This window comes from Methylobacterium phyllostachyos (assembly GCF_900103445.1).
GTDB classification, from domain to species: domain Bacteria; phylum Pseudomonadota; class Alphaproteobacteria; order Rhizobiales; family Beijerinckiaceae; genus Methylobacterium; species Methylobacterium phyllostachyos.
In genome coordinates, this window is record NZ_FNHS01000001.1 from 80,033 (window position 1) to 92,000 (window position 11,968).

14 protein-coding genes are annotated in these 11,968 nt (G+C 70.2%); 7 read left to right on the plus strand and 7 right to left on the minus strand.

All coding sequences use genetic code 11. From position 1 onward, the window contains the following. Positions 1-53: 53 nt before the first annotated feature. A complete protein-coding gene (locus BLQ49_RS00340) occupies positions 54-641 on the minus strand; it encodes a histidine phosphatase family protein (protein WP_091712376.1) in 588 nt (195 codons plus the stop codon). A 96-nt stretch (positions 642-737) separates the two neighbouring features. Between BLQ49_RS00340 and BLQ49_RS00345 the strand changes: the two genes are divergently transcribed. After that, entirely contained in the window at positions 738-1,712 is a 975-nt protein-coding gene (locus BLQ49_RS00345) for a polyphosphate kinase 2 family protein (protein ID WP_091712378.1), read from the plus strand. Between the two features lie 15 nt (positions 1,713-1,727). Next, entirely contained in the window at positions 1,728-2,882 is a 1,155-nt protein-coding gene (locus BLQ49_RS00350; protein WP_091712379.1) for an AAA family ATPase, read from the plus strand. Positions 2,883-3,198: 316 nt separating this feature from the next. Here BLQ49_RS00350 and fabI read toward each other — a convergent pair whose 3' ends face one another. Both fabI and BLQ49_RS00360 read right to left on the minus strand, forming a co-directional pair. Further along, positions 3,199-4,023 carry an enoyl-ACP reductase FabI gene (gene fabI, locus BLQ49_RS00355; protein ID WP_091712381.1) on the minus strand — a complete coding sequence of 275 codons (825 nt, stop codon included), beginning with the start codon at positions 4,021-4,023 and terminating at the stop codon, positions 3,199-3,201. Positions 4,024-4,128: 105 nt separating this feature from the next. Continuing rightward, positions 4,129-5,067, minus strand: a complete 939-nt coding sequence (locus BLQ49_RS00360; protein WP_091712383.1) for a DnaJ C-terminal domain-containing protein — start codon at positions 5,065-5,067, stop codon at positions 4,129-4,131. A 183-nt stretch (positions 5,068-5,250) separates the two neighbouring features. Between BLQ49_RS00360 and BLQ49_RS00365 the strand changes: the two genes are divergently transcribed. Genes BLQ49_RS00365 through BLQ49_RS00380 form a run of 4 tightly spaced genes read left to right on the plus strand, consistent with a single transcriptional unit; the run spans position 5,251 to position 8,547 of the window. Then, positions 5,251-5,661: a VOC family protein gene (locus tag BLQ49_RS00365; RefSeq protein WP_425283954.1), complete on the plus strand. Its 411-nt coding sequence runs from the start codon at positions 5,251-5,253 to the stop codon at positions 5,659-5,661. Beyond that, positions 5,658-6,722 carry an iron ABC transporter substrate-binding protein gene (locus BLQ49_RS00370; RefSeq protein ID WP_091712386.1) on the plus strand — a complete coding sequence of 355 codons (1,065 nt, stop codon included), beginning with the start codon at positions 5,658-5,660 and terminating at the stop codon, positions 6,720-6,722. Before BLQ49_RS00365 ends, BLQ49_RS00370 begins: the two co-directional genes overlap by 4 nt. After that, the gene (locus tag BLQ49_RS00375; RefSeq protein WP_425283955.1) at positions 6,719-7,774 is read left to right on the plus strand and encodes a FecCD family ABC transporter permease; all 1,056 of its coding nucleotides are present in this window, start codon (positions 6,719-6,721) and stop codon (positions 7,772-7,774) included. The genes BLQ49_RS00370 and BLQ49_RS00375 overlap by 4 nt, the downstream gene beginning before the upstream one ends. After that, on the plus strand, positions 7,774-8,547 hold the full coding sequence (locus tag BLQ49_RS00380) for an ABC transporter ATP-binding protein (protein ID WP_091713060.1): 774 nt from the start codon (positions 7,774-7,776) through the stop codon (positions 8,545-8,547). The genes BLQ49_RS00375 and BLQ49_RS00380 overlap by 1 nt, the downstream gene beginning before the upstream one ends. Positions 8,548-8,556: 9 nt before the next feature. On the opposite strand, the gene BLQ49_RS00385 is transcribed toward BLQ49_RS00380, so the two are convergent. Both BLQ49_RS00385 and BLQ49_RS00390 read right to left on the minus strand, forming a co-directional pair. Then, positions 8,557-9,288 carry a Crp/Fnr family transcriptional regulator gene (locus tag BLQ49_RS00385; protein WP_091712388.1) on the minus strand — a complete coding sequence of 244 codons (732 nt, stop codon included), beginning with the start codon at positions 9,286-9,288 and terminating at the stop codon, positions 8,557-8,559. Between the two features lie 133 nt (positions 9,289-9,421). Beyond that, positions 9,422-10,306: a glycoside hydrolase family 25 protein gene (locus tag BLQ49_RS00390; RefSeq protein WP_091712389.1), complete on the minus strand. Its 885-nt coding sequence runs from the start codon at positions 10,304-10,306 to the stop codon at positions 9,422-9,424. 202 nt (positions 10,307-10,508) lie between these two features. On the opposite strand from BLQ49_RS00390, the gene BLQ49_RS00395 reads away from it, so the two are divergent. Continuing rightward, the gene (locus BLQ49_RS00395) at positions 10,509-10,946 is read left to right on the plus strand and encodes a DUF488 domain-containing protein (RefSeq protein WP_091712391.1); all 438 of its coding nucleotides are present in this window, start codon (positions 10,509-10,511) and stop codon (positions 10,944-10,946) included. A 267-nt stretch (positions 10,947-11,213) separates the two neighbouring features. Here BLQ49_RS00395 and BLQ49_RS00400 read toward each other — a convergent pair whose 3' ends face one another. Together BLQ49_RS00400 and BLQ49_RS00405 are read right to left on the minus strand one after the other, a co-directional pair. After that, complete coding sequence (locus tag BLQ49_RS00400) at positions 11,214-11,594, minus strand: DUF6894 family protein (protein WP_091712392.1); 381 nt, start codon at positions 11,592-11,594, stop codon at positions 11,214-11,216. 47 nt (positions 11,595-11,641) lie between these two features. Next, positions 11,642-11,857: a hypothetical protein gene (locus BLQ49_RS00405; RefSeq protein ID WP_167627591.1), complete on the minus strand. Its 216-nt coding sequence runs from the start codon at positions 11,855-11,857 to the stop codon at positions 11,642-11,644. Positions 11,858-11,968 lie beyond the last annotated feature (111 nt).

The window sequence follows — 11,968 nt, forward strand, 5'->3', positions numbered from 1 at the left end:
CCCACCGATCGTGCCGTTAGCGAGGCGGCTTTGCACTGCGCCCGCGCACATGATCAAGCCCAGCGCCAGCCTTCGGGCTCCAGAATCAGCACCTCGCCCTGGCGAATGCCGAGGCGGGGCGCTGCGTAGATATCGAGGTGGCCCAGCGCCACGAGGACCGCACGGGCAACGCCGCCATGGGCGACGACGACGGTGTCCCGCTCCAGCTCGGCAAGCAGCGGTGCGACGCGCTCGACCAGGGCGGCGTAGCTTTCAGCCCCGCTGCCCGGCGGACGGTGATGCCAGCGGTCCCGATCGCGGCCCGCGGCACCGGCCGGATCGCGGCGTCGGATCTCCGCCCAGGTCGAACCCTCCCAGCTGCCGAACCCGATCTCCCGCAACCGCGCGTCGGCCCGGTAGGCGTCCGCCGGCAGGCCGAGATTCGCCCGCAGGATCTCCATGGTGCGCCGGGTCCGCTTGAGCGGGCTCGCCATGAAATCCGCCTCCGCCAGCTTCGGGCCGGCCACGGCGGCCAAGCGCTGCGCAACGGCGGCGGCCTGACGCTCGCCCTGCGCGTTCAGGTCGATGTCGCGGCCGCCCTGAAGGCGGCCCTCGGCATTCCAGTCGGTCTGGCCGTGGCGGATGAAGTAGATGCTGACCAACCGTCTCAACCCCGTCCTGCACCGGCGCCCGGAACGGCTCGGAGCGCCACCCGTTCTCGCCGACGGTCGGCAACGTCCGAGAACAGGTCCTGCCCCATGTCGAAGAAGCACGGCAAGCATCATCGCGGCCAGAAGCGCGATGACGGCGTGACAGAGAGCGCCGACCTGCACGGATCAGGCCGGCCGTCGACCGCCCGCTGGGCCGGTGGCGTCGCGGAGACCGCGCCGGACGTGCTGGGCGGCCCGCCGCCGATCCCCGTCCGCGCGGCCCCGGGCATCGTCACGGTCGCGCCGGGCACCCGCTTCGACCTCGCCGCCGTGGATACCGGCGCCGACGGCGGCCTCGACAAGGCCTGGGCGAAGGACGCCCTGGCCAAGGAGCGCGAGCGCATCATCGCCCTTCAGGAACGCCTCTATGCCGAGCGGGCGCGCAGCCTGCTGCTGGTTTTTCAGGCGATCGACACGGGCGGCAAGGACGGGACGATCCGATCGGTGCTCAAGGGCGTGAACCCGCAGGGCTGCACCGTCACCTCCTTCAAGGTGCCGTCGAGCGACGAGCGCGATCACGATTTCCTCTGGCGCTACCATGCCCGGACGCCGGGCCGCGGCATGATCGGCGTGTTCAACCGCAGCCACTACGAGGACGTGCTGGTGGTGCGCGTGAAGGGCCTCGTCCCGGAGGCGGTCTGGCAGAGCCGCTACGGCCAGATCAACGATTTCGAGCGCCTGCTCACCGAGTCGGGCACGACGCTCATCAAATTCTTCCTGCACATCTCCAAAGCCGAGCAGAAGAAGCGCCTGGAGGCCCGCATCGCCGACCCGGAGAAACACTGGAAGTTCGATCCGGCCGACTTGGTGGAGCGCAAGTCCTGGGATGCCTACCAGCAGGCCTTCGCGGACGCGCTCACCCGCTGCTCGACCCCGGATGCCCCGTGGCTGGTGGTGCCGGCCGATCACAAATGGTTCCGCAACTACGTGATCGCGCGGACCGTCGCGGATACGCTGGAGGCGATGGACCCGCGATTCCCGGAGGCCCCGAAGGGCATCGCGGAGCTGACGGTCCCGGACTGACAAGGGGAAGCCGGCATGCTGGTGGTGCGCGACGTCACGGTGTCGGGCTACCGGTCGCTCCGGCGGATCAGCGTCCCGGTCGACGACCTGTCGGTCTTCGTCGGCGGCAACGGCACAGGCAAGACCAACCTCTACCGGGCCCTCGAACTGCTCCAGGCGGCCGCCCGCGGCACCCTGACCCGCGACCTCGCCGCCGAGGGCGGGATGGATTCAGCGCTCTGGGCCGGCCGACGGCGGCAGAGGGAACCGGCCCGGATCAGCCTGTCGGTCATGCTGCGCCACGAGACCTCCGGGCAGGACTTCACCTACGCGGTGGAGATCGGCCTCGTGCCGCAGGCCGGCGCGGAGATCTATGGCGCGGCCTTCCGCCGGGAACCGCAGGTCAAGGCCGAGCGCCTGACCGTCCGGACCGGCAGCCGCACGGCCGTGATCCTCGACCGCGACGGCCGCACCGGCTTCGTCCGCGATGCCGACGGGCGCAAGCAATCCCTCGGATCGGACCTGCTCGCCACCGAGACGGCGCTCGGCAGCCTGCTCGACGCGACCGGCCAGCCGGAAATCGCCCTCGCGCGCCAGGCGATGACGGCGTGGCGTTTCCATCACGGCTTCCGCACCGACGCGGATTCGCCGCTTCGGCGCCCCTGCCTCGCCGTGACGACGCCGACGCTGGCCTCCGACGGGTCGGATCTGGCGGCGGTCTTCGCCACCCTCGCGCATATCCGGCAGGATACGGCCGACCTCGACGCGGCCGTGGACGGCGCCTTCCCCGGGGCGCGGCTCGTCGTGCCGGAGCCGGAGCGGGAAGCGAGCTTCGGCCTGATGGCCCCGGACTTCGCCGGTCGGGTCTTCGCCGCCCCCGAACTGTCGGACGGGACCCTGCGCTACCTCGCCCTCGCCGGGGCCCTCCTCGGCTACCGGCTGCCGCCGTTCATCGCGCTGAACGAGCCGGAGGCCAGCCTGCATCCGGACCTCATGGACCCGCTGGCCCGGCTGATCGCCCGGGCGGCCGAGCGCACGCAGGTCTGGCTGGTGACGCATTCCGAACGGCTGGCAGCGGGCATCGCGGCGCACGGGCGCGCGCAGACGCGCACCGTCATCAAGCGCGACGGTGCGACGTGGATCGCCGGGTTGAAGCTGTCGGGGGCGTTCGATGAGGTAGAAGACGAGTGAGACGGTGGCGGGCTGCTGCGGACGCACTCCCGCAGACGGGTTACGCGCTACACAGGTTTGGCGCGTGGCTGATGACGGACCGCCACAGGCCCCCTCTCTCGTGCGGGAGAGGGTTGGGGTGAGGGACGAGAACCCACAGGATCAATCGCGCCGTTGCTGCGCGTGCGGGCGGAGACTTTTCCGGAGAGCTCTCATCCCTCACCCTGTCCCTCTCCCGCACGGGAGAGGGGATCCGCGCCCTTCCAAGGTGACGGGTTAGCTCACCGAGACCGGAAACTTGTGTCGCCGCAAAAGGAAGAGGGAGACGCGCCGCTCCTCAATCCTTGTCGAGGGTCAGATCCGGCGCGTCCGGGTTCTTCATGCCGACGACGTGGTAGCCCGCATCGACGTGCAGGATCTCGCCCGTCATGCCGGCGGACATATCGGAGACCAGATAGGCGGCGGTCTCGCCGACCTCCCCGATGGTCACCGTCCGGCGCAGGGGCGCGTTGTACTCGTTCCACTTCAGGATGTAGCGGAAATCGCCGATCCCCGAGGCGGCCAGCGTCTTGATCGGGCCGGCCGAGATCGCGTTGACGCGGATGTTCTTCGGGCCGAGATCGGCCGCGAGATAGCGCACCGACGCTTCGAGTGCCGCCTTGGCGACGCCCATCACGTTGTAGTGCGGCATCCACTTCTCGGCGCCGTAATAGGTCAGCGTCACGAGGGAGCCGCCCGGCCGCAGGATCTTCTCCGCGCGCTGGGCGACTGCCGTGAACGAGTAGCACGAGACGAGGAGCGACTTCGTGAAGTTCTCCTCCGAGGTCTCGATGTAGCGGCCGGTCAGCTCGTCCTTGTCCGAGAAGGCGATGCAGTGAACCACGAAGTCGATGCCGTCGGGAAAGACCCGGGCGGCCTCCTCGAACACCGCGTCGATCGTGGACGACTCGGTCACGTCGCAATGGCCGATGACGTGGGCGTCGAGTTCCTTGGCCAGGGGCTCGACACGCTTGCGCAGCGCATCGCCCTGATAGGTGAAGGCGAGTTCCGCCCCATGAGCGCGGGCGCTCCGGGCGATGCCCCAGGCGATCGAGCGGTTGTTGGCGACACCCAGGACGATGCCCCGCTTGCCCGCCAGAAGGCCCTGCCCGTATTCCGCCATGATCGATCCCGAAGCCGCGCGGCCCCTCTCGAGGCCGGGGGGCCTCCTTAGCGGAGGCAGCCCGGCGACGGAAGTCCGGGCCGTTCCGGCTTCGACAGTGGTCGATCAGGCGGCCTTGGCGCCGCGCCGGTTCCGGGCGAATTCGATCAGCGCCGCATCCTCGCCCTCAGGGAGCACGATGGCGGTCGTGGCGAACAGGTCGCCGGCGTTTCCGTCCTTCCGCGGCAGGCCCTTGCCGCGCAGGCGGAAGGTGCGGCCCGAGCTCGTCATCGCCGGAATCTTCATTTCCACCGCTCCGGTCAGCGTCGGCACGCGGATCGTGCCGCCGAGCACGGCATCCTCCAAGGGGACATCGACCGTTGTGCGCAGGTCCGAGCCATCGACGGTGAAGTGCGGGTGCGGCCGGATCCGGATTGTCAGCAGCGCGTCGCCGGGCTCGCCACGCGGGCCGGCGCTCTGGCCGAGGCCACGCAGCCGGATGGTCTGCCCGTCAACCACGCCCCGCGGGATGACCACATCCACCTCCCGCCCGGTGGGCAGGTACAGGCGTAGTTTCTCCTCGCTGGCGACCTGCTCGAGCGTCACGGACAATTCGGCCGCGACATCCTCGCCCCTGGGCGCTCCGCGCTGGGCGCCGGGGCCTGCGCCGCCCGCCCGGAAGGCTTCGCCGAAGATGTGCGAGAAGATGTCCTCGCCCATCCCTCCGCCCATGCCTCCACCCATGCCGCCCTGGCGGCTGCGGGCCATGTTCTCGAAGTCGAACCCGCCGGGCCGCCCGCCGCCGAAGCCGCCGCCGAATCCCTCGAAGCCGCTGGCGCGCGGCTTGCCCTCGGCGTCGATCTCGCCGCGATCGAACTGCTTGCGCTTCTCGGCGTCGCCCAGGATCTCGTAGGCCGCGTTCGCTTCGGCGAACCGGTCCTTGGCCTTCACGTCGTTCTTGTTGCGGTCGGGGTGGAAGTCCTTGGCGAGCTTGCGATAGGCCTTCTTGATGTCGGCCTCGCTCGCTCCCTTGGCCACGCCCAGCACGTCGTAGGGATTGCGCATGGAACTCTTGGCTGTGCGGTGTGGGTTTTCCACCCGGATGTGGGAAGGCTGTTGCATAGCTGCAACGGTCCGGATCGCGAAAGTCTGCGGGTTCGCGCGGGACGTCAAGCGGGTGCCCTCGTCCCGGGCGGCATGTGGGCATAACTTCCGTTCGCCACAGCGCTGGACGTCCTGAGCCAGCCCATGCCGACGACGAATCGTGAGAGGCCGATGCAGTATGCCTGCGACCACGTCCATCTGCGCAGCCGCGACGCCTTGCGGGCCGCCGCGTTCTACGTCGAGACCTTCGGCGCCCGGGAGGTGAAGCGCGTCGGGAGCGACCCCGTGCAGCGGGTCGTCCTCGATCTCGGCGGCCTCACGGTGTTCATCGAGCAGGCCCCGGCCGAGACGACGCCCGCGGGACCGACGCCCTGCCTCGGCATCGAGCATATCGGCCTCCGGGTCGCCGACATCGAGGCCGCCATGGCCGATCTGACCGGCCGCGGGGTCAAGGTCCGGACCGGGATCACCGAGCGGGGCCCCGGCTTGCGAATCGCCTTCGTGGAGGGCCCGGACGGGGCGCTGATCGAGATCCTCGAGCGCTCGTCCGCATGATGGCGCGCGCGTCCGGAAGGCGATCCCTCGCCGGAGCGCTGGCCGTGCTCCTGACGCTTGATGCCGCCACCGCGGCACGGCCCTTCACCGACGCGGCCGGCCGGACCGTCGAGCTGCCCGACCGGATCGAGCGGGTGCTGGCCGCCGGCCCGCCGGCCGCCGTGCTGCTCTACACCCTGGCGCCCGATTCGATGGCCGGCTGGGTGAGCGCCTTCCGGCCCGAGGCCCTGCCCTATCTCGAACCCCGCTCCCGGACGCTCCCGGCCTATGGCCGGCTGACCGGGCGCGGCGGCACCGCCAACGTGGAGGGCGTGCTCGCCGCCAGACCCGACCTGATCGTCGATTCGGGCAGCCTCGGGCCGACCTTCGCGTCCCTGGCCGACCGGGTCCAGGCGCAGACCGGCATCCCCTACATCCTGCTCGACGGCAGCTTCGCCCGAATGCCGGAGACCTACCGGCAGCTCGGCGCGGCACTGGGCCGGCAGGACGCAGCCGATGCCCTCGCGGCCTCCGTCGCGGCGCTGACCGGCGCGGTGGCGAAGGCGGTGGGGTCCGTGCCTGAGGACAAGCGGCCCCGCGTCTACTACGCCCGCGGCCCGCGCGGGCTGGAGACGGGGTTCGCGGGCTCGATCAACACCGAGCTGCTTGAGGCGGCCGGCGGCCGCAACGTGGCGCAGGGCGGGGACGGGCGCCTCGGCGCCGTCTCCCCGGAGCAGATCCTCGCCTGGAACCCGGAAGTGATCGTCACCCTCGATCCGGCCTTCGCGGCCGCAGTGCGGAGCGACCCGCTCTGGCGGGATGTGCGGGCCGTCCAGACCGGCCGGATCTACGTGGCGCCGCTTCAGCCCTTCCCGTGGTTCGACGCGCCGCCGGGGGTCAACCGGGTGATCGGCCTGCGCTGGCTGGCAGGGCTGCTCCACCCGGATCTGTTCCCGCAGCCGATGACGGAGGTCGTGCGGGACTTCTACCACCGCTTCTACCATGTCGATCTCGACGCCGCGCAGGCCGCCGCTCTGCTCGACCCCGCAGCGTCGGGCACGCGGCCGGGTGCGCCCCGTTGAGTCGGGAGCCGGCCGTCGCCGCCGGGGCAGCGCGGACGCAGCGAAGCCTGCGGGTGTCGGCGGCCCTGCTGGCTGGGGCTGCCCTCCTGATGCTGTCCGTGCTCGCCCTCGCGGTCGGCCGATATCCGGTCCCCCTTGCCGATCTGGCGAATGTGCTCGGCCATCGGCTGTTCGGCTTGCCCGGCCGGGTGCCCGCGCCCGTGGAGACGGTGGTGATGCAGGTGCGCCTGCCACGGGTCGTCGCCGCCCTGGTGGTGGGCGCGGCCCTGTCGGCTGCGGGGGCGACCTACCAGGGCCTGTTCCGCAACCCGCTGGTCTCGCCCGACATCCTCGGTGTCTCCGCGGGTGCCGGCCTCGGGGCGGTGCTGGGGATCTATCTCGGACTGCCGGTCGCGCCCATCCAGGCCCTGGCCTTCCTGGGGGGCCTCGGGGCAGTCGCGGCCGTGTACGGCGTCGGCCTCGCGGTGCGGCGCCACGATCCGGTCCTGACGCTGGTCCTCGCAGGCGTCGCGGTCGGTGCGGTGCTGGGCGCGGGCATCTCGCTCCTGAAGGTTATGGCGGATCCGTACAACCAGCTGCCGGCGATCACCTTCTGGCTGCTCGGCAGCCTGAGTTCAGTCACGCTCGGCGATGTCGGCGCGGTGCTGCCGATGATGCTGCTGGGCCTCGCACCCCTGGTCCTGCTGCGGTGGCGGATGAACCTGATGAGCCTCGGGGACGAGGAGGCCCGCGCGCTGGGCGTCGAGACGCGGATCCTGCGGCCGGTCCTGATCGCGGGCGCGACGCTGGTGACGGCGGCTGCCGTCTCGATGACCGGCGTGATCGGGTGGATCGGGCTGATCGTGCCCCACATCGCCCGCCTGCTCGTCGGACCGGATTATCGCCGGCTGCTTCCGGCATCCCTGATCCTCGGGGCGGGCTATCTCCTCACCGTCGATCTGATCGCGCGGACGGCCGGAACGATCGAGGTGCCGTTGGGCATCCTCACGGCCCTCGTCGGCGCGCCGTTCTTCCTGTGGCTGTTGGCGGCCGGGCGCGGCAGGGTCGGCTGATGCTGCTCCAGGTCGAGGCTCTGGCCTACGGATACGGCGACCGCATCGTCGGCTCGGGCGTGTCATTCGACGTCGCGGCAGGCGAGGTTCTGTGCCTGCTCGGGCCCAATGGCGGCGGCAAGACCACCCTGTTCAAGACGATGCTGGGGCTGCTTCCGGCCCGGGCCGGGCGGATTCGGCTTGACGGCTCGGACCTGGGCCGCCTGTCACGAACCGAAATCGCCCGGGCGATGGCCGCCGTGTCGCAGGCGCACGCGGCCTACTTCCCGTTCACGGTCCGCGAAATGGTGGTGATGGGACGGGCGAGCCGGCTCGGGCCCTTCGCGGCGCCCGGCCGCGCCGACATGGCAGCCGCCGAGCGGGCGCTCGCCACGCTGGGCATCGGGCACCTGGCGGGGGCGGTCTACACGGAGATCAGCGGCGGCGAGCGGCAGCTCGCCCTGATCGCGCGGGCGCTCTCCGGCGAACCCCGGTTCCTGATCATGGACGAGCCCACCGCGAGCCTTGATTTCGGCAACCAAGCCCGCGTCCTCGGTCAGATCCGCCGGCTGGCGCGGGCCGGTATCGCCGTGCTGTTCTCGACCCACGATCCCGGCCATGCCCTGCTCTGCGCCGACCGCGTGATCGCCCTGCACGACGGCCGCCTCGCCGCCTGCGGACCCGCCGCCGAGACGGTGACGCCGGCACTGCTGCGCCAGATCTACGGGGTCGACGTCGTGGTGGCGCCGGTACCCGGAATCGCTGCGCCGATCTGCGCGCCGGTCATCGATTGATCGGCCGCCTCAGTCGCCCGCGCCGTACACCGGCCCGAGCACGGCCTCGCAATAACGCCGAACTCGGCCGTGGCACTCGCAAGCGGTGGCCAAGACGGCGGGGCGATCCAGGATGATGATGCGACCGCGTCCGACCCGGATCAGCCCCTGATCCTGAAGTTCACGCAGGATACGGGTCAGGTAGGTGCGTTGGACGCCGAGCATCGCGGCCAGCACTTCGTGAGTGACCGGAAGCGTATCGCCGACGATCCGGTCCTGGAGGGTCAGGAGCCAGCGGAGGCAGCGCTGCTCGATCGCATGCAGCGCGTTGCAGGCAGCCGTCTGAAGGAGTTGTGCCACGAGGCAGTCGGCATAGCGGATGAAGAGGTCGCGCAGCGCGGCGGATTGGTCGGCCGCCGCCTCCAGCCGCCGCGCATCCAGGCGCAGCATCGGACCGCCGATCTGCACCATCACGCTGGCGAACGCCGGCAGGTGACCCAGGCCCACCAATCTGCCGGCCATGCCATCGTGACCGATGGTGGCGGTCTCGGCGGTTCGCCCGTCGCGGGTGGTGACGACCAGAGCCAGCACCGTGTAGTTGCAGGGAAAGGTGACATGCGTCACCTCCGCCCCAGCCTCCAAGATGATCTGGCCTTTGGCATAGGTGACCCGCTCCAGATCGGGCGCCAGCAGCGCGCGATCTGGATCCGAGAGCGCATCGAGGAGCAGGTTGCCCGTGGGGCCGACACTGTCGATTGGCATCGCGCGGTGGAGAGATGGAGAAGAGGCTCCCGACAGGATCCTCTCAAAAACGTCCGGCCTCGGCCGGACTCTCCACGCATACCCTTCGCCGCGACGGGCTGAACCAACCTAGGTTTGTATGCTTAGACCGAAACTACTTGTCAGTGCAAAGTCCCTGTTCAGACAGGTGTTTATGCTCGCGCGGATCGCAGTCGGTCGATAGGAACGAGGCCCAGTCGGACGGCGTGCCGTAGAAGGCGTTGCGATCGACGTCGCCCTGTACGCCGGGGACGCGGCCCGTGGAGGTGAACTGCCACAGCATCCACTTCCGGTTGACGAACCGCTGCTCCGGCTCGGCCGCCGTGGAACGCAACCAATGCGGGTAATCCGGCAGCTCGCCCTCAAGGACATCCTTGTGGAAGGTGATGTCGGTGTAGATGATCGGGCGCTTGCCGGTGTAGCGCTCCATCTCTTCCAGCATCTCGGTGACCATCGCCAGGGCCTGCGCCTTGGGCAGCTTCTTCGGGCAGGTCTGAGAATGGCCATTCCACTCGACATCGAGCACCGGCGGAAGCGCAGCGGGGTCGTTCGGGACGTTTCTCTTGAACCAGTCCATCTGCTCCTTGGCGGAGCGGCACCAGAACACGAAGTGGTAGGCACCCCGCGGAACGCCCGCCCGGGCCGCCCCCTCCCAGTTGGCGCGGAAGCGCTCGTCGACGTGGTCGCCACCCTCGGTCGCCTTGATGAAGGCGAACTGCGTGCCCGCCGCCCGGACCGACGCCCAATCGACGTTGCCCTGCCACTTCGAGATGTCGATGCCCTGGATCGGGTGCAGCTTGGCCTTGGCCACCCCCGGATGGGGCTTGGCGTCGCCCTTGGTCGGGTAGAAGTCGTGGTTGGAGGCGCAGGCCGCCAGACCGGCGAGAATCACCGTCGCGGCGAACCGGCCGGCAACCCGGCTCAGGGTTCTCAGGCGGCCACTCACGCCCCGAGCTTGGCCACAGGGAAAAGCGTGCGAGATCTGGTCGTTCCGCGACATCAGTGTTGAGCCCGCCACCGGATGAGCGCCACAGACAGGCGTATTCGATGGCCCTGGCGCAGTTAACGGACCTTTGCGATCATTGCGGCGGAATTCCGAGATGCGTTGCGCGGCCGCGACATACGCAGGGGATCCCCGGGTGTTGCACAGGGTGATGTCCGGCTAAGTGCCAGTCCTGAAACGCGAGTCCGGTCACACCGCCGTGAGCAAGCAAATCTTTACCATAGGGTACGAAGGCCTCGATTCAGAGCAGCTCGCCGGCATCCTGCACGAAGCGGGCGTGAGCCTGCTGGCGGATGTCCGGGCGGTGGCGAATTCACGCAAGCGCGGCTTCTCCAAGGGCGCGCTCGGCGCATCTCTGCGGGAGGCCGGTCTCGGCTACGCGCATCTGCGCAGCCTCGGAACGCCGAAAGCCGGACGGCAGGCCGCCCGGGCGGGTGACGCAGCGTTGATGCGCCGGATCTACTGCGAGGAGGTGCTGGACACCGCCGACGGGCAGAGGGCCCTCGACGACCTCGCCGCGATGGCCGCGGCGGCGCCCCTCTGCCTGCTCTGCTTCGAGCGCGATCCGGCGCTCTGCCACCGGCGCGTGCTGGCCGAGCGGCTCGCGTCCAGGGGGTTTTCGGTCGCCGATCTTTGAGCGGTTACTACGACGGTGGAGGCGATGGACCCTCGCTCCGGGGCGGGCCTGCGGATCCAGACCTCGTCATCGGGCAGGGCTCACGGGTGGCCGCGCCTCCGCCTCCCCGTTGCGGGGCAGGGAATGGGGCTCAGCCTCGGCGGGAACGGAGCCGCTGCCCTGACCGCGAGCGGCCCGACCCTTCAATGGTCCAGACCTCCGGGCAGAACGTGATCCATCGCGGCAGACGCGACGACCGCCGCGGCGCGTCCCGCCAGCCCTGTAGGGCTAGCTTCCAGGACCCAGCAGCGGCTGCATCTTTGCGCCGAGCACGCTGGCGAGCCGCCGGACCGGGCCCAGGGCGCCGCTGAGGCGCGCCGGCGCGGCCTTGCGTGGTGCGCGGGGGCGGCGACGCTCCGGGTCGGCCACCGGCTCGACCGGCATGTAGAGGGCGTCGGAGAACGATAGCTCCATAAGCGTCGCCCCGTCATCGTCGGAGATGACGATGGCGGCGTCGAGAAGCCGGGGATCGCCGCCGTACTGGCGCATCAGGCCCTGGACGATCGTGCGCGCTGCCGCCCTGGCGGCATCGGCATCGGCGACCCACTGAGCCGCGGACGCAGGCAGGCAGGACTTGCCGAATCGAATGGTGAAGTGGGCGCGAACCATGAAAGCGCTCCTGGAGGAGCCCGGCGCGGCCGGGCCGGCAAAGGGTGTCAGGCGGCTTGCGCGTCGGCGGCCTGCGCGTCGGCGGCGGGCTCGGCGGCCGATTTGGGATCGAAGGCGTCGGCCAGCAGGCCGAGGCGCCGGGCCATGTCGCGCACCTCGTTGAGCGCGATGGACTTCTGACCCTCCTTCACCGCGCGGGTGATGTCGCTGACCTGCGTGGTGGCGATCCGCTTCAGTTCCTCGGCGAGTTGCTGGCTGGTCATCATCCTGTCCCCGCTCGGCTGTTCGGTTCGAACCGGGACCGTGGTGTATCGGCGCTTACCAAGATGTTGCGTCGGGCCGCGTCTCCTGTGGACAAGCTGGGGAGCGGCGCG

Excerpts from the sequence above, each read along its gene's own strand:
- BLQ49_RS00345 (WP_091712378.1), top strand. The coding sequence starts at position 738 with ATGTCGAAGAAGCACGGCAAGCATCATCGCGGCCAGAAGCGCGATGAC.
- BLQ49_RS00350 (WP_091712379.1), top strand. The coding sequence starts at position 1,728 with ATGCTGGTGGTGCGCGACGTCACGGTGTCGGGCTACCGGTCGCTCCGG.
- fabI (WP_091712381.1), bottom strand. The coding sequence starts at position 4,023 with ATGGCGGAATACGGGCAGGGCCTTCTGGCGGGCAAGCGGGGCATCGTC.
- BLQ49_RS00360 (WP_091712383.1), bottom strand. The coding sequence starts at position 5,067 with ATGCGCAATCCCTACGACGTGCTGGGCGTGGCCAAGGGAGCGAGCGAG.
- BLQ49_RS00365 (WP_425283954.1), top strand. The coding sequence starts at position 5,251 with ATGCCGACGACGAATCGTGAGAGGCCGATGCAGTATGCCTGCGACCAC.
- BLQ49_RS00370 (WP_091712386.1), top strand. The coding sequence starts at position 5,658 with ATGATGGCGCGCGCGTCCGGAAGGCGATCCCTCGCCGGAGCGCTGGCC.
- BLQ49_RS00380 (WP_091713060.1), top strand. The coding sequence starts at position 7,774 with ATGCTGCTCCAGGTCGAGGCTCTGGCCTACGGATACGGCGACCGCATC.
- BLQ49_RS00385 (WP_091712388.1), bottom strand. The coding sequence starts at position 9,288 with ATGCCAATCGACAGTGTCGGCCCCACGGGCAACCTGCTCCTCGATGCG.
- BLQ49_RS00390 (WP_091712389.1), bottom strand. The coding sequence starts at position 10,306 with ATGTCGCGGAACGACCAGATCTCGCACGCTTTTCCCTGTGGCCAAGCT.
- BLQ49_RS00400 (WP_091712392.1), bottom strand. The coding sequence starts at position 11,594 with ATGGTTCGCGCCCACTTCACCATTCGATTCGGCAAGTCCTGCCTGCCT.
- BLQ49_RS00405 (WP_167627591.1), bottom strand. The coding sequence starts at position 11,857 with ATGACCAGCCAGCAACTCGCCGAGGAACTGAAGCGGATCGCCACCACG.